Below are 17,083 nucleotides of genomic sequence, written 5' to 3'. Positions count from 1 at the left end.
GCCAACTGGTTAGAATCATCGGTCCACCAGCCACTCTTGGTTGTCATAAAGCCCTAGCTGATCTGCACAAAGATAGACTTCAAGAACCGGCTAAGCCGGCCGTGGCTGCATGGTACCCCCATAAACCATGCAGTTGCGGGATACGGAAGCACCCCCAAGCTTTCGTATCGCAGGGCCCATCGCATGCCACGCGCAGGCGGTGGGTCCGCTCATCTCCACATTCCTTCCGAGCGATTCGGTTTCCACCCAGAAATGTCTCAAAAATCTGACATATGGTGGAGCAGAGAGATTTCTCCATCGCACTGATCGGCTTCAGCCGGCAGAAAGGTTTTTCATGGAATACGAGATCGTCAACCCCGTGAACGACACCCACCGCCCCTATGTGGCCGCGGCTGACCGCTACGAGCACTTCGGATACCGCCGCGTCGGCGATTCGGGCCTCATGCTCCCACCCCTCTCCCTCGGTCTGTGGTGGAACTTCGGCGACAACCGGACTTTTGATTCGCAGCGCGAGATCCTGCGTCATGCGTTCGACCACGGAATCACGCACTTCGACCTGGCCAATAACTACGGTCCGCCGGCGGGGGCTGCCGAGGAGAACTTCGGACGCATGCTGCGCAAGGACTTCAAGCCTTACCGCAACGAACTGGTCATCTCTTCCAAGGCCGGTTGGGACATGTGGGCCGGCCCCTTCGGAACCCTGGGATCACGCAAGTACCTGATCGCCTCCTGCGACGCCTCGCTGGAGAAACTGGGTCTGGACTACGTGGATATCTTCTATTCCCACCGCTTCGATCCGAAGACGCCACTTGAGGAAACCATCGGGGCGCTAGATACGCTGGTACGTTCCGGCAAAGCGCTGTACGTCGGCATTTCGTCCTACTCGGCCGAGCGCACGGCCCAGGCCAAGGCGATCGCGAAGGATCTGGGGACCCCGCTAGTGATCCACCAGCCGTCCTACAACATCCTGAACCCATGGGTGGAGCACGGTCTGCTGCAAACGCTGGCAGAAGAGAACATGGGAGCCATCGCCTTCACCCCGCTGGCGCAGGGGCTGCTGACCGACAAGTACCTGACCACGACCGACGTCGAGCGCCAAGGCGGCCGCCGGGCGCTGACCGAGCAGCTGACCGATGAGAACCTGACCAAGATCCGCCGCCTGAACGACGTGTCGCAGCGCCGCGGCCAGTCGCTGGCCCAGATGGCCATCGCCTGGCTGCTGCGCGACGGAGCCGCGACCTCGGTGCTGATCGGAGCTTCCTCCACCAAGCAGCTGGACGAGAACCTCGGCGCATTGAAGAACGTCGATTTCACGCAGGCCGAGCTGGACGAAATCGCGCAGATCGCGCAGGGCGATGCAGGCATCGACTGGTGGCGCAGCTCCGCCATCGGCTAAATGAGGACTGCGCGAACCCGCATGGTGATCTGAAGGTGTCGCACTGGTCTGGAGAATTTTCCAGGCAGTGCGGCATTTTCTGTCTCTCCAACACTTCCTAGTGAAAGTTCGTTTAGCGCAGCGATTCCATGCTGGCAGATTCTGCATTGTATGGATAAGCTCAGAGTGGACGCGATATGAAGTGAATTACATTCATTTATTGGTTATAGTTCAATAACAACCAGCTACGTTCGCGTAAAACCGACCAACATGCACAAAGACAGGAGCATCGATGAGCGCCCCAACCTACAAGGTCTTGAACCCGGCGACCGGCGAGGTAGTCGAGGAATTCGACGTTGCCACCGATGAGCAGATCGAGCAGGCACTAGCCTCCGCGCAGTCCGCATACGAGTCCTGGCAGGACGTTGACATCAACGAGCGCGCCAAGATCGTTTCCAAGGTCGGTGCGCTCTTCGCCGAGCGCGCGGAGGAACTGGGCAAGATCATGACCACCGAGATGGGCAAGCCACTGTCCGAGGCAGTGGGCGAGGCCCAGTTCTGCCAGGAGATCTTCGAATACTTCGCTTCCGAGGGCCCGACCCTCGCGGCGGACCAGGAGATCAAGTCCTTCTCCGGCGGCAAGGCCATCGTCCAGAAGCTGCCCGTAGGCCCGCTGCTGGGCATCATGCCATGGAACTTCCCGCTGTACCAGGTCGCACGCTTCGCCGCTCCGAACCTGATGCTGGGCAACACCATTCTGCTGAAGCACGCAGAGTCCTGCCCACGTTCAGCTCTGGCCATCCAGAAAATCATGGATGAAGCAGGCGTTCCGGCAGGCGTGTACAACAACGTGTTCGCCACCCACGACCAGATCTCCACCATCATCGCCGACAGCCGTATCCAGGGTGTTTCCCTGACCGGTTCGGAGCGCGCAGGCGCCATCATCGGCGAGCAGGCAGGCCGCAACCTGAAGAAGGCAGTGCTGGAGCTCGGTGGTTCGGATCCATTCGTGGTTCTGGATTCGGATGACGTGTCCGGGATCGCCGAAGCCGCATGGGGCTTCCGCATCGACAACACCGGCCAGGCATGCAATTCGAACAAGCGCATGATCGTCATGGATGACATCTACGACGAGTTCGTCTCCGAGCTGACCAAGCGTGCCGAGGGCCTGAAGCCCGGCGACCCGATGAAGGAAGAGGACGGATCGTTCGCGCCGATGTCCTCGCGCAAGGCCGCAGAAGACCTGCACGCACAGGTTCAGGACGCAGTTTCCAAGGGCGCAACCCTGCATGCCGGCGGTGTGCTGCATGACGGTCCTTCGGCGTACTACTCCCCTGCCGTGCTCACCGGTGTCACCAAGGAAATGCGCGCCTACTACGAGGAGCTGTTCGGCCCGGTCGCAGTGGTCTACAAGGTCACCAGCGACGAGGAAGCTGCAGAGCTGGCCAACGACACCATCTACGGCCTGGGCGGATCGGTGCACTCCACCGACGAAGCCCGCGCCGCAAAGGTTGCCCAGAAGCTGCAGGTCGGCATGTCCAACGTCAACGCCGCCAGCGCAGAAGGCGCTGAAATGCCATTCGGCGGAGTCAAGCGCTCGGGCTTCGGCCGCGAGCTCGGCCCGCTGGGCATGGAAGAGTTCGTCAACAAGCGCCTGTTCTACGTAGGCGAGTAATCGTCTAATCAACTAAGGGGAAGCACCATCAGGTGCTTCCCCTTAGTTGTGCCAGTCTTAATTTGTGCCAGCTTTGTTTTCTTAGACGCCAACGGTGATTCGCTCGGTTTCCCGGTCCCCGGTGTCGACCAGTTCGTCTAGAACAGGCATCGGCGGTGCTTCTTCGACGGCGTGTGCCGAACGCTTAACCCAGTTGGCCATGCGCTCCCAGGTGACATCACGAATGAAGATCGCATCGATACCTACCATGGCCAACGAGAACCAGGGCAGGCCCATCAGAATCGCGATGCCTGCATGGAATGAGATCATCGCAAACAGGACCGGAATCCGGGTCCATCTGAACAGCAATGCACCGGGGAAGCAGACTTGGAGCATCACTGATCCAATGCTTCCCAGCGCCACGACCCAGCCGAAGGTTGTGATCAGTTCGCTCAGCTCGGGCCATGGCCCGAACCTCATGGTGTGCAGGGGGCCGTAAATGGCCGTTCCGTTCTGCCATGGTTCGCCACCGGCCTTGAACAAGGCGCCGGAAACATAGATCATGAACACCTGGCAGGCCAAAGCAACCAAGGCCAAGTTGTGCCACAAGTTGGTCAAGCCAGCAGGCAGGATTCGCGTGCCCCGCCACAGTTTGGCGGGAATTGTGCCCGTCGAGTTCGCGTTGCGTCCACGGCGGCGGGCATCGAATGACCAACGCGCCGAATGGTCGGTAAACAGCATCAGGAACAAAGCGATACGCAGTGCGTTGTCTCCCTGGTCGCCGCCGAAGTACGGAGTCTCGATCAAACCGATCCAGAGAACCAGGAAAACCGGCAGAACGAGTCTGGCCCGATATCCTACGAGAAGGGCCGAAGCTAGCACCATCAGCATCAGGAAGTAGACGGTAACTGCTGCATCATTATGCGCAATACTGAAAAATAGCTCGAACAGCGGATTCCCTGCGAAACTACCGTTGGCTTCCTCCAGCTGACCGCTCCAGGCCGCACCGCTACCGTAGGTGTAGTGGCGCGTGCTGAAGTTGGTCAGTAGAAGACCGAGTGCAGCGGCTGCAAAAATCATTCGTGCAACGGCGATACCGTACATCGCGTGTTTACTGTCCAAGAGCCAACCGTCAATCGTGGCGATCACGCCCTTGGCGGCTTGTGCCAAATGTGCTGGCCCTTCCTTCCAGAATGCGGACCAGACCCGCGCCAGGGGAGCAACGAGGTTCGATTTTCCTGCCATGCTTATTGCACGCCTTCCAGTGAGTTGAAGACTTCGGCAAAGTTCTGTTCGTTCTGGTCCTCGATAACTGTCAGTCCACGCCAGCCGGAGTCGATGGTCACAGCATCAGGCCGCTGTGCGTCCGGGTCGTTGCGCTGCTCGAATGGGATCACTCCCTGACGCCCGGCACGGAATTGCACCGAGCTGACATCTTGCCCCCACAGGGATTTGGCGACTTGCGTAGCGTAGGCACTGGCTACGCGTTCTGATTCGATGAACGACTTGGTATTCTTTTGCGAGCTAGCGCTCTGGGCAGCACGCTCGACTAATTCTTCATCAAGTCGGTTGGACCAGTCGTCACCTTTGAAATAACCGAGTTCGACAACATCTTTCTGCTCGTCGTTCAGTTTCTGCCATCTGTTCCGATAATCGCTGGCAAGCTGGTTGCCAGCAAGTGACGCCCGTGGCGGGAAGGGATTGTGATGGATCATGTCCATTTCCAAATTGACCGCATCCACCCATTGCGTCGCTTCGCCCTTTCCATCGGCATCTTCCAACGTGGCGCGGACTTCGAATGAATAGTCTCCATCAATCGGCTTAGGAGCGAAAACTGACCAGCTCTGTCCGAACATCGGCTGCATGTAAGCCCGGAGTGCATTGCCGGGCACAGCGTTGCGCAACTCGCTTGAGGGCGAAACCCAGAGGAATGTCGCAAAAACATGCCATGCCGTCAGTCCTACGCAGGCAACCGCCACTAGGCGAAGCCACATGGGTCGCTTTTTGATCTTGGGCTTGCTGTCAGTTTCGGTCATATCCCTGTCCTGTCAGTTCGGGAATCCGGTTGGGTGGAAGCGAAAAGCTGCCCCAGCCAATCGGGGAAGTACAAAGTCGTGAAGCCGGATGCCAACAGTCTCTTGACTGCTGGCATCCGGCGCTTGATAAGCCGGGTTGCTCACGAGGTCAACCCGGCTTATCGTCAAGCTCGCGTCATGACGCTGCTATGCTTTCTTGCGGCGTGCGAACAAGATACCCGCACCGGCCAGGGCAAGCATGAGTGCAGCACCTGCCGCAATCAATACGCCATTGGCACCAGTGTCAGCCAGCTCGTCCTTCTTGCCGTCGGAATCATGCTTGGACGAGGAGTCGTCGTCCTTTCCATCGGCCGACGCGTTGGCTTCGGTGGACGATGAGTCGCTGGCACCTTCAGTAGCCGACGAATCACTGCCACCCTCAGTAGCCGACGAATCACTGCCACCCTCAGTAGCCGACGAATCACTGCCACCCTCAGTAGCCGACGAATCACTGCCACCCTCAGTAGCCGACGAATCACTGCCACCCTCAGTAGCCGACGAATCACTGCCACCCTCAGTAGCCGACGAATCGCTATCACTTTCCGCAGCCGGATCATAGACAACGAAGGTCGTTGTATCTTCGGTACGACCATCAGCTGCGTGTGCCGTGTACTTGCCGGCTTCGACGCCGGCAACAGTCACGGACCAGTTCCCCTTATCGTCCGCATCAATCTGTTGTTGCGGATCCGTCACTGCAGCCTTGGCTGCCGCGCCTTCAGGTACGCGGGCAACGGTAACGGTTACCTTGGCGTTAGGATCCGAAACTCCAGAAATCACGATACTTGGACCCTCAACTTCAGCGTTCTCCTTCGGCGACGTGATGCCAACCGGCTCGTAATTTCCGTCCGTGTCGCCATCAGCATCAGCCTGCGCGTCAGCGTTGGTGTCGGCACCAGCGGAATCCGCACCGGTTTCAGCATCGACGTTGGCATCAGCCTGCGCGTCAGCGTTGGTATCAGCACCAGCCGAATCCGCACCAGCCTCAGCATCGACGTTGGCATCAGCAGCCGAAGCAGCATCAGCGTTCGTGTCAGCACCAGCGGTATCCGCACCGGCCTCAGCATCAGCCTGCGCATCGGCACCAGCTTCAGCGTCTACATTTGCATCAGCCTGCGCGTCAGCGTTGGCATCAGCAGACGAAGCAGCATCAGCGTTCGTGTCAGCACCAGCCTCAGCATCAGCTTCAGCGTCTACATTTGCATCAGCCTGCACGTCAGCGTTCGTGTCAGCACCAGCGGTATCCGCACCAGCCTCAGCATCAGCCTGCGCATCAGCACCAGCTTCAGCGTCTACATTTGCATCAGCCTGCGCATCAGCGTTGGTATCAGCACCAGCGGTATCCGCACCAGCCTCAGCATCAGCCTGCGCATCAGCACCAGCTTCAGCGTCTACATTTGCATCAGCCTGCGCATCAGCGTTGGTATCAGCACCAGCCGAATCCGCACCAGCCTCAGCATCAGCGTTCGCATCAGCCTGCGCATCAGCACCAGCCGAATCCGCACCAGCCTCAGCATCAGCGTTCGCATCAGCCTGCGCATCAGCACCAGCCGAATCCGCACCAGCCTCAGCATCAGCGTTGGCATCAGCCTGGGCGTCAGCGTTGGCATCAGCATCAGAGTTGGTGTCGGCACCAGCGGTATCTGCACCGACCTCCGCATCAGCCTGAGCGTCGGAAGATGCATCAGCCGTAGCGTCAGTCGTGGAATCGTCCTCAGCAGTGAAGGAAACAGAATCTTCGGTGCTGCCATCGGTAGCAGTTACCGTATGCGATCCAGCTGGCACATCAAGGAAAATCACATTCCAGGTGCCATCCTCGCCTACGGTAACCTTCTGCGGAGGGCTGTTATCAAGAGCTACATCAAGTGTGGTTCCGGCTTGCCCAGTACCAGTAACTTCAAGATCTCCGATGGGAACCGTAGTATTTTCGCCGGGAGTCAGAATATCAACCGGAGCGACTTCGTCATCGGCACGAACTTCCGAGCGAGCCAGCGATACCTTGTTCGCTTGCTCGCCCATTGCTGGTAGCAAAGTCACGGACAGTGCAGTAACGTAGTCCGCTTCTTGCGTAGAATCAGGATCCGCATTTGGATCGTCGATGGTAGTTTTGCCCTGTTCGTTCAGGGTAATTTCTACAATTTCATTCAGCACACCCTCGAGCACAGGCTCCAGCGGGTCAGTTACACCACTGACGACACCGGTAATTGTCCCAGCAAGGCCGTCGACAACGGGGTTAAGAACGGGCCCGATGGCTCCACGGACGACGCCCACAACACCCTTAACCAGTGGAGTGATCAGTTCTCCGAGATTCAATCCAAGAAGTTTCAAATCCACAGTCGTGGTCGGTTCAGTGTCGACAAGACCCAGGAAGCTAGCCACACTTCCTCGAATATTCGCAGTGCCCTCGGCCAAAGGCAGTGCAAGTCTTGCTTCCAGTCCTAGGTCAACGACGATATCGATTTCATCTAGCGCCGCTACAAGTGCATCTCGCAGATCTGTGACAATGCTGGACAGGGCCGAAGTCACTTCATCGGCAATTTCTTGAACCGCCTGCGCACTAAGAAGCTCATAGTTTGCCGATTTTCCGTTCAGACCACCGGTCGTTACCTTCGACAGATCAACTGAGACATCTCCTGTGCCCAGGTCGATTGAAACAAGGCCACTTTTGGAAGTAACTACGCCTTGCAGCACGTCGGTCTTCACCTGGTCAAGTGCAGCATCTACGCCATCCAGCGCGACCTTCGATTCAGTAATACCAATTCGGGCAAGTGGTCGTAGATCAATGTCAATGGCATTGAGCCCTGAAGTAATGGTTCCCAGAACGCCGTCTGATGACAGGGTCGTATTCAGCGTTGTGCCAAGTCCATCAACGACACCGCCAAGCGAAGTTGTCAGGCCCTCCACAGCGGGGCTACTAATCGTCGCTTCAGCTCCGGCAACCAGGTATTCGCTCTTCAAGGTGCCGTCGGACTTCTCAGCCGTTGAACCAAGCGCGCCTATCTCCAAAGATGCCTCGTCGATTACTGAATCCGTCAGATTCTCGACCTTAAGCTGCTTCAGCAACTTGGTCAGATCCACGTTGGCGGTCATCGAATCCGAGCCTTCGGCATCCAGCGCAATACCACCGTTGGAACTGACTGCGCCAGCTCCGGCCTTGGCACTGGTGGCAGTTGCCGCCTCTGCATAAGAATTGAGCACACCTGCTTGTCCAAGTTGAAGCAGCCCTGTACCGGCTTCGCCGATCAAGGGAAGCTGGAGTCCAGGTCCCAAGTCCAGTTCAATAGCACCCAGCGCACTAACGTTCAAAGGTGCATGCACTGCATCCGGCGAACTTTGATTGCCAGAATATGCATAACCAGCATCTGCTACAGGAATCGTCAGCAGGTTCAGGTCAATCGCCCGCCCAAGTGCTTCAGACGAATCGTTCGGCGCTGCGTAGGCAGCAGTAACACAAGGTGCGATAAACAGACTTGTAACTACAGCGCCGGCTAGAACCCGACGAGCAGCACGAGGGGCCGCACCCTTCTTCTCAGGCGGCAAATGAGTATCTTGCACCGCAGTCCTCCCAGGTTGTTTGTGATCGCGGAACTTTAGGCAAGCCCCATATCGACCCTAGGCGCGAGACATCAGGGCACTCAGGTTTCTTTCAGCTATTTCTTGGTTGTTTGAGGTCATATTTTCTATCCAGTTGTCTAATCTTTTTCACTACTGGGATAAACTACGCGGTAACTTAATTCTCTGCTTGCGTGTATTTTCGGTATTGTCTTTGCACGAAGACACTCGGAAGAGATTTGACTCACCCTGTTCCTGGCCAAGTGAACAGTTAACAATTACCGGTGGGGTTATTTCCTCTAACTGCTTGGCCATAGAATGAACCTAGTTGCAGCACTGGATCATGCGGGGACGTGAGGGGCGAAATGCTGCAGGCCTGAGTTGACGGAAGCCAAGCCAAGGATGCCCCCAATGCCTGAAATTCGAGTTCACCTTGCCGACAGCGATCATTTCTCGCGTGCCGGAATCGTAGGAGCACTGACAGCAGAACGAGATATCGACGTTGAACATGTCGCAGGATCGATAGCTGAAGCCTTAGAGAGCGCATCGCTGAAAAAGCCGGATATCATTCTGTTGGAGACCTCGTTGAGCGGAAACAGCCTTTTCAAGTCCGTCCGCCAACTCATATCCGCGGCGCCAAACAGCAAAGTGGTCGTGCTGGCTACAAGGTATAGCCGGGAAGAAGTGACGCAAGCGTACGATGCGGGGAGCTCCGGAATCATCTCCAAGAGTTCCATCAGCACAGAATTGCCCAGTGCGCTTCGTATGGTGGCCGCCGGTTACCAGCTGTTCGCTCCACCAACTGATGGCTGGGAGTACCCGGTTCGTATGGAGAAACGCACGGAAAACCAGACGATTATCCAAGCATTGTCCGGACGCGACCGGCAGCTGGTCAGCCTGGTTGCTGCGGGTCTGACCAATGTCCAGATTTCCCGTGCGGTGCACATCAGTGAGGGCTCGGTGAAACTCTATCTGGCACGCATCATGGATGAGCTTTCGGTGACAAACCGGGTGCAGCTTGCAGTCATTGCGGCGGAAACCGGCCTGATCACGTCCGCTGATCTGCAGATTGCCTGAGTTCTAGTAGACAGTGCGCAGCTGGCTGGCCGGGATCCACATTTGTTCACCGTCGCGGTCGATCTGTCGCCAGGCACCCTGTCGGGCGACAATCACCACGGCGGTGTCCGCCTGGAGGATGCGCGCCAAACCGTAGTGGTCGCCCGGTCCGCGACGTGCGTTCAAGCCGATCGTAGTCAGCGCACGCTGATTGGGAACTGCCATCAATCCGCCCTTTGCAGGCCGAGCCGGCAGCTCGTGAAGATACATGCTCGGCACCCAGCCGTGCAGCTTTCCGCATTGGATCTGGGACCACAGCCCCTGCTGGAGCAGCAGACGCACCTTGACGCCCTGATCGATCACCATGAGCACCGGATATCCGGTGCCGCTGCCCTTGCGCAAATTGAGGGTCGCGGTGGTTGAGTGAGTCGTCTCGACCAAGGAGTAGCGTGAGAGGGTTCGTTCGTCGTGATCGTCGTCGGACTGGGTAGCCACCGGCTCGTCGAACTCCGCCGGAATCGGTTCCAGATAAATGTTCGGCACCCATCCATAAATCTTGTGAACATAGACGTGCGCCCACGAACCGTGCACCTTGACCAAGGTCAGCTCGGTTCCCTGATCCAAATTGCTTTGCACCAGGTAGTGCCGGCCTGCGCCCTTGCGCAGTTTCAATGGTGCCGTGGTTCGATGCGTACGCGATGCCGACGACGAACGAGCCGTTGACTGCGAATAACCCATCTGATTCACGAGCACCTCAAAAAGAAAACTTAGGGGAAGCAACAAATGTCGCTTCCCCTAAGTTTATTCCATTTTTAGAAGTTGGTTCTTCTGCGTATTAGTTTCACTTGCGCGCGCCCAATTCGGAATCCAGGCGAAGCAGTCCGTTGCCGTCGTTTCCGATCAAGTTGACACGGTCCAGGATCTCGGAGACCGTGGCTTCTTCTTCGACCTGTTCGTCGATGAACCAGTGTAGCAACGGAAGCGAGTCGATATCCCCCTCGGTCTGCGCCAAGCGGTACAGCTCGCGGATCGCTTCCGAGACCTTCTGCTCGTGGGCCAAGGATGCAGCGAAGGCATCGGCAACGGATTTCACGTTGACTACGGGAGCCGACTGCTCGCCGATCCTCGGGTGTGCCGATCGGTCGGTCATGTGGTCCATGAACTTTTCAGCATGGACGATTTCTTCAGCGGCCTGGGCTCGGAACCAACCGGCGATGCCAGGAAGGCTCATGATATCCATTTCAACTGCCAGCTGGCGGTAAACCGTTGCAGCAGTCAGTTCGAGGGTTACCTGCGTGTTGAAGGCTTCTGCCAGTTTTCCTGTAAGTTCCATGTCTTTAGATTAGAACGCTTTAAAACCGTTGTCATCGAAGTTTGGACTCACTTAGTAGTACTGGAATTAGGCAATAAACCCTAGTTGGGCCCGGGTTGACATAGCCCGCACTAACCTAACTTAGGGAAGGCGAACATGCACGTCCTATTTGCCCAATCCCGCCCGCCGCAGGGCTTCTGCCATGGCCGTGTTTCCCGAAGGAGCTTCGGCCCGGTTGCCGCCATTCGGCCGGCCCCGGTTGCTCGAGCGCTGCTGTCCGGAGCGGGAATTCTGTCCGTAGCCGCGCGGGCTGCGCTCGCGCTGCCCGTTCGGCTTGCCGGATTCGCCGGCGGCCGGCAGCTCATCATCCAGTCGCAGGGTCAACGAGATGCGCTTGCGGGCCGTATCCACCTCCAGCACCTTGACCTTGACGATCTGCCCGGAGCTGACCACTTCGCGCGGATCCGAGATGAACTTGGTGCTCATCGCCGACACGTGGATCAGCCCGTCCTGGTGCACACCCAGATCGACGAAAGCGCCGAACGCCGCCACGTTGGAGACTGTGCCTTCCATGATCATTCCCGGCTTGACGTCGCCGATTGATTCAACGCCTTCCTTCAGCGTCGCAGTGACGAATTCGCCGCGCGGGTCGCGGGCCGGACGCTGCAGCTCTGCCACCACGTCGCGGATGGTCGGTTCGCCGAACTGCTCGGTGACGAAGTCCGCAGGCTTCAGTTCCTCAAGGCGGCGGCCCTGCTGCGCGGCGGCCTTCTGCAGTGCGCGGGCCAGGTCGTAGGCTTCCGGGTGCACCGAAGAGGCGTCAAGCGGTTCCTTGCCGCCGGTGATGCGCAGGAATCCAGCGCACTGCTCGAATGCCTTGGCGCCGAGGCGCGGCACCTTGAGCAGGTCCTTGCGCGTGGCGAAGGGCCCGTTGGCGTTGCGGTGCTCGACGATGTTGCGGCTCAGCAGCGGTCCGACGCCGGCCACGCGTGCCAGCAGCGACGGGGACGCGGTGTTCACGTCGACGCCGACGGCGTTCACGCAGTCCTCAACCACGGCGTCCAGCGCGCGGTCGAGCTTCGAGGCGGTGACATCGTGCTGGTACTGGCCCACGCCGATGGACTTGGGGTCGATCTTGACCAGTTCAGCCAGCGGATCCTGCAACCGGCGGGCGATGGAAACCGCGCCGCGCAGCGACACGTCCATGCCCGGCAGCTCCTGGCTTGCCAGTTCGGAAGCCGAGTACACCGAGGCACCGGCCTCCGAGACGATGACCTTGCTGACCTCGGCGGTGCCCAGTGCCTTGATGACTTCGGCGGCCAGCCGGTCGGTTTCGCGCCCTGCGGTGCCGTTGCCCACTGCGATCAAGGTGGTGCCGTGCTTCTGCGCCAGCCGGGTCAGGATCGCGACCGATTCGTTCCACTTGTTCGCCGGTGCGTGCGGGTAGATGGTGGCAGTCTCGATGGACTTGCCGGTCAGGTCCACGACTGCGACCTTGACGCCGGTGCGCAGTCCCGGATCCAGCCCCAGGACTGCCTTGTTGCCGGCCGGTGCGGCCAGCAGCACGTCGCGCAGGTTCGCGGCAAAGATCTTCACCGAGGCGTCCTCGGCTTCCTCGAACAGGCGCGAACGCAGATCCGATTCGAAGCGGGTGAGCAGGCGGGCTTTCCAGGCCAGGCGCACGGTCTGGGCCAGCCACTTGCCGGCCGGGGCGTCAGCCGGGGCATTGATTCCCAGCGAAGCGGCGATCGCGTTCTCGTAGCCTGCGCGGGCCTGGTCAACGGCTTCCGCGTCGCGCGGGTCCGCCTCGGCCAGCTGAAGATTCAGCACCCCGTCGCGTTCCCCGCGCAGCAGCGCGAGCACGCGGTGGGATGGCAGGTTGTCCAAGTCCGCCACGTAGTCCAGATAGTCGGAATACTTGCCTTGGCCTTCCGCTGTGGCTCCGGCGGCGATGCTGGCGCCGATCTTGCCGTTGGTCCACAGGCGCTCTCGCAGGTCTGCCGCCAGCACGACATCCTGGGAAACCCGCTCGGTGACGATTGAACGGGCTCCGGAAAGCACGTCCAGATCTGTCGGGAATCCGGCGTCGGCGTTGAGATAGTCGGCGGCAGCGGCCGCCGGGTCGGTCTGCGGATTGGCGAGCAGCAGGTCCGCCAGCGGCTCCAGGCCGGCTTCGCGGGCAATCTGGGCCTTGGTGCGGCGCTTGGACTTGAACGGGAGGTAGATGTCCTCCAGCTCGGATTTGGTGCTCGCTGCGGTGATGGCCGCATCGAGCTGGTCGGTCAGCTTGCCGGCTTCGGAAATAGCTTCGCGGACCACCACGCGGCGGTCTTCGAGTTCGCGCAGGTAGCGCAGGCGTTCTTCGAGCAGTCGCAGCTGGCTGTCGCTGAGCATGCCGGTGACTTCCTTGCGGTAGCGCGCAATGAAGGGCACCGTCGATCCGGAATCCAGCAGTTCAATAGCGGCCTTGACCTGCCAGGGCTGCACCATCGATTCGACGGACAGTTCCCGGGCCAGCACCTCGATGATGCGCTGTTCGGTGGCATTGCTGACTGCGTTGTTCTTCTGATCGCTACTCACCGAACCATTGTGCCCCATGAGCGTTTCGGTTCTAATGATCGACTCGGCTGGCTTTCAGGAGATCCCAAAAGTTCGCGGCTAAGATTTATTGCCATGGGGAAAGTAAAGGTTCGGAACACGGCAATCCTGCTTCTGGTGTCATCGGCAACACTCTTCAGCGCGGGCTGCTCGGTCATCCAGGACACGGCAAATTCGGCGGCCAACGAGCTCACCGATGCGGCATCCAAGGAAATCGTCCGGCAGGCTTGCGCGCCGATCCAGGACGGTCGAATCGACGCGAGCGAACTGCGTGTACTGACATCGCTGGTCGGTGCGGTAGAAGGCGGGGGCCTGCCACAGGATCTGGTTGACGTCCTGAACGATCTGGCCGATTCCGGCGACTCGGTGTCCTCCCGATTGCAGGAACGCCTCGTGCAGGCCTGCGACGACGCGACCGCCCAAGCCAACTAGTGCGCGCGGCCCGCTCAGGTCCTGACCTAGACTTTTTTCATGCTCGAAATTCCGACAACCGGTAAAATCCGAATTGATGCCTGGCTTTGGGCTGTCCGCGCCTACAAGACGCGGTCCGAGGCGACGGCTGCCTGCCGCGCCGGCCATGTGAGGCTGAATGGAGTGTCCGCAAAGGCCGCGCAGCCGGTGGTTCCGGGCGACCGCGTGCGTGTGCGCAAGAACGGCTTCGATCGCGAGCTGGAAGTCGTCGGCCTGATATCCAAGCGCATGAGCGCCTCCGTGGCCGTGAAATGCTACATCGACCACAGCGAACCGCGCGAGAAAATCATCATCCCGCAGGTTCCGGTGCGCGAACGCGGTGCAGGCCGCCCCACCAAGAAGGACCGCCGCGAAATGGATCGCCTGAGGGCCTCCTGGATCGACCCCGAAGACTAGGCCGGGTCATCCGCCGCGCTACGACAGCTCGATGGCCGGGGCATCGGTTTCGAAGCCGAAGATCTGCGCGTAGAAGGCCAGCGAGCTTTCCAGGGCGCTGACGATGTTCTCTGATTGGCGGAAACCGTGCTGCTCCCCGGCAAACAGGATGTAGGCATGGGGAATGCCGCGGGCGGCGAGCGCGTCAGCCACGACCTGCGACTGCGACGGCGGAACCACCAGGTCCTCGTCCCCCTGCAGCAACAGGACCGGACAGGAAATCTTTGACACGTGGTTGATCGGCGCGCGCTTCTCATACAGGTCCGCGGCTTCGGGGTATGGTCCGACCAGCGAAAACATGTACTGGGACTCGAAATCATGGGTGTCCTGCACCAGGGCGACCAGGTCCGAGACGCCGTAGCGGCTGATCCCGGCGCGGAACACCTCGGAGTTGGTCAACGCGCTGAGCACCGTCCATCCGCCGGCACTGCCGCCTTCGATGCCCACGCGCGCCGGATCCGCGATCCCGCGGGCCACCAGCGCCTTGATCACCGAGACGGTATCCGCAACATCCACGACGCCCCACTGGCCGCGAAGGCGGTTGCGGTAGTCGCGGCCGTATCCGGTGGAGCCGCCGTAGTTCACGTCCACCACGCCGATGCCGCGCGAGGTGTAGTAGGCGATGGTTGCATTCAGCGTGGCCGCGGCCTGCGCGGTGGGCCCGCCGTGCACGAAGGTGACATAGGGCGGCAGCTCGTCGTCCAGGCCGGTCAAGCCGTCCTGGCGCGGGCGGTACAGCAGCGCGTGGACCGATTGGCCGGCCACGTTCGTGCACTCGAATTCCTCGACCTGCGGCAGCATGGCCGGATCAGGAAGCCGCGCGATGGAACCGGCCACAGCGCGGTGCTCCAGGGTGTCAAGGTTGACCAGCGTGATCTGCTCGCCCTGGGTCATCGAGGAGGTTCCGGCCAGCAGCCAGCCGTCGCGCACCTGCAGCGGGCGCACCCGGGTGAAGGGCAGCGGCAGGTCCTCCAGTCCCCCGGTCAGCGCATGGACCCGTGCCAGCTTGGTGGTACCGGTGCCGTAGGAGCACAGCAGGGTGCGCTGGTCCTCCAGCACGTACCAGGCACTTCCGACCTGCCACAGCGGTCCGGCGAATTCCGCGGCGCGGTCCACCAGCCGGGTGGCGCGGGCGGAGCTGACCTGGTGGATGTAGGGATTCCACCAGCCGGATTCGTCGCTGACGTACGCGATGCGGTCCTCGTCCACCCATTCGGGCTGCATGATCGAGATGTCTTGGGCCCCGGCGATCACGGTGTCTTCCAGCTGCCCGTTGCCTGCCACCTCGGCCAGGTGCAGCTGCGTTCCGTCCCAGGGCATGTTCGGGTGTTCCCAGCTGATCCAGGTCAGCATCTTTCCCGAGGGGCTCAGCCGGGGCGCGGCCACGAAGCGGGCCGGCGCGGTGAGCACCCGGATACGGGTGGCGTCCTGGGCCGCGGAGCCGTCCAGCGGGATCTGCACGATGTGGCGCACCGGCTCGGAGCGCAGGTCTTCCATGATGGCCAGCACGCTGCGGTTGGGTCCGTCGATGAACTCCGCGAAGCGCAGCTGCGGGTTCCCGCCGGACATCGAGTCCGGGGTCAGTGCGATCGGGGTAACCTGCCCGAGCTGCTGCAGGTACACCCGCTGGTCGGCGAAGTTGGTGAAGACGATGGCGTCCTGCAGGCGCCCGGTGACCAGCTTCCAGCTGGCACCGCCGTACTCGTGGACCCGGGAGCGGACGTTGTAGGGCTTGCTGATCAACTCGATTGGTTCACCCGGCTGATCCAGCGGGTAGCTGACCAGGGTGATGCGTCCGCCTTCTGCGGGGCGGCCTTCCTGGACGATGACGTTCTGCCCGTGGAAGCATGCACCGCCTAGTGGTTTGGTCCCCGCGGCGACGTCGTTCGCGGAAATAGTCGAGGGCCAGGATCCGTAGGGCAGTTTCGAAGGCATGATTCGATCCTAACCAGATTTTTGATGCCAAACGACCCTCGACAAGTACAAAGATGTTCGGCTTGGATTAACTCATGACAACTTTTGCGGTCTTTCTGCGCGGCGTGAACGTGGGCGGGGTCAAGGTCCTGATGAAGGATTTGGCCTCTTTGCTGACCGACGGCGGCTTCACCGAGGTGCGCACGCTGCTGGCCAGCGGCAACGTGGTCCTCGAATCCGAGCTCTCCGAGGCGCAGGCGGTGCAGCGGCGGTGCAACGAGCTGCTGGAGGAGTACTACGGCCGGAGCATTCCCACACTGGTCTATACCCGGGAGGAGATCCTCCAGCTGGCGCGGCCCTTCGTCCTGGAACTGCCCGAGCCCGCGGCCGAGCACCACGGATACCTCACCCTGTGCGAATCCGCCGCCGATGCGGCGGAGCTCTGCGAGCTGGCCCGAGGCCTTGATCCGCAGCCGGCGGTGGACGTGCTGGGCAGGGCGCTGTGCTGGATCGTGCGCAGGGGGCAGAGCACCACCGATCCGCTGGCCAAGCTCACCACCGCCCAGGCCCGCAAGCGGGTGATCACGACCCGGAACCACAACACCTTGGTGAAGCTGGCGGCGATTATTCGCTGAGCGCCTTCA

The 17,083-nt window shown here is 60.3% G+C and carries 13 protein-coding genes; 6 read left to right on the top strand and 7 right to left on the bottom strand.

All coding sequences use genetic code 11. The annotated features are described in order from the left end of the window. Positions 1–334 precede the first annotated feature (334 nt). Together mgrA and ATC04_RS04325 are read left to right on the top strand one after the other, a co-directional pair. Positions 335–1,396 carry an L-glyceraldehyde 3-phosphate reductase gene (mgrA, locus tag ATC04_RS04330; RefSeq protein ID WP_047119977.1) on the top strand — a complete coding sequence of 354 codons (1,062 nt, stop codon included), beginning with the start codon at positions 335–337 and terminating at the stop codon, positions 1,394–1,396. Positions 1,397–1,667: 271 nt separating this feature from the next. Continuing rightward, positions 1,668–3,050, top strand: a complete 1,383-nt coding sequence (locus ATC04_RS04325) for an NAD-dependent succinate-semialdehyde dehydrogenase (RefSeq protein WP_047119978.1) — start codon at positions 1,668–1,670, stop codon at positions 3,048–3,050. Between the two features lie 81 nt (positions 3,051–3,131). Here ATC04_RS04325 and ATC04_RS04320 read toward each other — a convergent pair whose 3' ends face one another. From ATC04_RS04320 to ATC04_RS19210, 3 genes are all read right to left on the bottom strand, one after another. Beyond that, positions 3,132–4,274 (bottom strand): HTTM domain-containing protein, encoded by a 1,143-nt coding sequence (locus tag ATC04_RS04320; protein ID WP_082123969.1) that lies wholly within the window; start codon positions 4,272–4,274, stop codon positions 3,132–3,134. Between the two features lie 2 nt (positions 4,275–4,276). Next, a complete protein-coding gene (locus ATC04_RS04315) occupies positions 4,277–5,065 on the bottom strand; it encodes a DUF5819 family protein (protein ID WP_047119979.1) in 789 nt (262 codons plus the stop codon). Between the two features lie 186 nt (positions 5,066–5,251). Then, on the bottom strand, positions 5,252–8,656 hold the full coding sequence (locus ATC04_RS19210; protein WP_157359276.1) for a choice-of-anchor G family protein: 3,405 nt from the start codon (positions 8,654–8,656) through the stop codon (positions 5,252–5,254). Positions 8,657–9,064: 408 nt separating this feature from the next. On the opposite strand from ATC04_RS19210, the gene ATC04_RS04300 reads away from it, so the two are divergent. Beyond that, positions 9,065–9,730 carry a response regulator transcription factor gene (locus ATC04_RS04300; protein WP_047119982.1) on the top strand — a complete coding sequence of 222 codons (666 nt, stop codon included), beginning with the start codon at positions 9,065–9,067 and terminating at the stop codon, positions 9,728–9,730. A 3-nt stretch (positions 9,731–9,733) separates the two neighbouring features. Here ATC04_RS04300 and ATC04_RS04295 read toward each other — a convergent pair whose 3' ends face one another. From ATC04_RS04295 to ATC04_RS04285, 3 genes are all read right to left on the bottom strand, one after another. Continuing rightward, positions 9,734–10,492 (bottom strand): SH3 domain-containing protein, encoded by a 759-nt coding sequence (locus ATC04_RS04295; protein WP_082636913.1) that lies wholly within the window; start codon positions 10,490–10,492, stop codon positions 9,734–9,736. Positions 10,493–10,550: 58 nt separating this feature from the next. Further along, a complete protein-coding gene (locus ATC04_RS04290) occupies positions 10,551–11,042 on the bottom strand; it encodes a ferritin (RefSeq protein WP_047119984.1) in 492 nt (163 codons plus the stop codon). A 144-nt stretch (positions 11,043–11,186) separates the two neighbouring features. Beyond that, positions 11,187–13,601: a Tex family protein gene (locus tag ATC04_RS04285; protein WP_231735904.1), complete on the bottom strand. Its 2,415-nt coding sequence runs from the start codon at positions 13,599–13,601 to the stop codon at positions 11,187–11,189. Positions 13,602–13,736: 135 nt separating this feature from the next. Between ATC04_RS04285 and ATC04_RS04280 the strand changes: the two genes are divergently transcribed. Both ATC04_RS04280 and ATC04_RS04275 read left to right on the top strand, forming a co-directional pair. Continuing rightward, a complete protein-coding gene (locus ATC04_RS04280; RefSeq protein ID WP_231735903.1) occupies positions 13,737–14,051 on the top strand; it encodes a hypothetical protein in 315 nt (104 codons plus the stop codon). Between the two features lie 39 nt (positions 14,052–14,090). Next, positions 14,091–14,486 carry an RNA-binding S4 domain-containing protein gene (locus ATC04_RS04275; RefSeq protein ID WP_047119987.1) on the top strand — a complete coding sequence of 132 codons (396 nt, stop codon included), beginning with the start codon at positions 14,091–14,093 and terminating at the stop codon, positions 14,484–14,486. Positions 14,487–14,504: 18 nt separating this feature from the next. Here ATC04_RS04275 and ATC04_RS04270 read toward each other — a convergent pair whose 3' ends face one another. Next, positions 14,505–16,460 (bottom strand): prolyl oligopeptidase family serine peptidase, encoded by a 1,956-nt coding sequence (locus ATC04_RS04270; protein ID WP_047119988.1) that lies wholly within the window; start codon positions 16,458–16,460, stop codon positions 14,505–14,507. A gap of 74 nt (positions 16,461–16,534) precedes the next feature. On the opposite strand from ATC04_RS04270, the gene ATC04_RS04265 reads away from it, so the two are divergent. Further along, a complete protein-coding gene (locus ATC04_RS04265) occupies positions 16,535–17,074 on the top strand; it encodes a DUF1697 domain-containing protein (protein ID WP_052772479.1) in 540 nt (179 codons plus the stop codon). Positions 17,075–17,083 lie beyond the last annotated feature (9 nt).

It is taken from the genome of Arthrobacter sp. YC-RL1 (assembly GCF_001454985.1).
GTDB classification, from domain to species: Bacteria; Actinomycetota; Actinomycetes; order Actinomycetales; family Micrococcaceae; genus Glutamicibacter; species Glutamicibacter soli.
Note: the sequence above shows the minus strand (reverse complement) of the source record. Positions and strands in the feature narration are given on the sequence as shown.

Bases quoted from the DNA above. Each gene is read 5' to 3' on its own strand.
- mgrA (WP_047119977.1), top strand. From the start codon at position 335: ATGGAATACGAGATCGTCAACCCCGTGAACGACACCCACCGCCCCTAT.
- ATC04_RS04325 (WP_047119978.1), top strand. From the start codon at position 1,668: ATGAGCGCCCCAACCTACAAGGTCTTGAACCCGGCGACCGGCGAGGTA.
- ATC04_RS04320 (WP_082123969.1), bottom strand. From the start codon at position 4,274: ATGGCAGGAAAATCGAACCTCGTTGCTCCCCTGGCGCGGGTCTGGTCC.
- ATC04_RS04315 (WP_047119979.1), bottom strand. From the start codon at position 5,065: ATGACCGAAACTGACAGCAAGCCCAAGATCAAAAAGCGACCCATGTGG.
- ATC04_RS04300 (WP_047119982.1), top strand. From the start codon at position 9,065: ATGCCTGAAATTCGAGTTCACCTTGCCGACAGCGATCATTTCTCGCGT.
- ATC04_RS04290 (WP_047119984.1), bottom strand. From the start codon at position 11,042: ATGGAACTTACAGGAAAACTGGCAGAAGCCTTCAACACGCAGGTAACC.
- ATC04_RS04275 (WP_047119987.1), top strand. From the start codon at position 14,091: ATGCTCGAAATTCCGACAACCGGTAAAATCCGAATTGATGCCTGGCTT.
- ATC04_RS04270 (WP_047119988.1), bottom strand. From the start codon at position 16,460: ATGCCTTCGAAACTGCCCTACGGATCCTGGCCCTCGACTATTTCCGCG.
- ATC04_RS04265 (WP_052772479.1), top strand. From the start codon at position 16,535: ATGACAACTTTTGCGGTCTTTCTGCGCGGCGTGAACGTGGGCGGGGTC.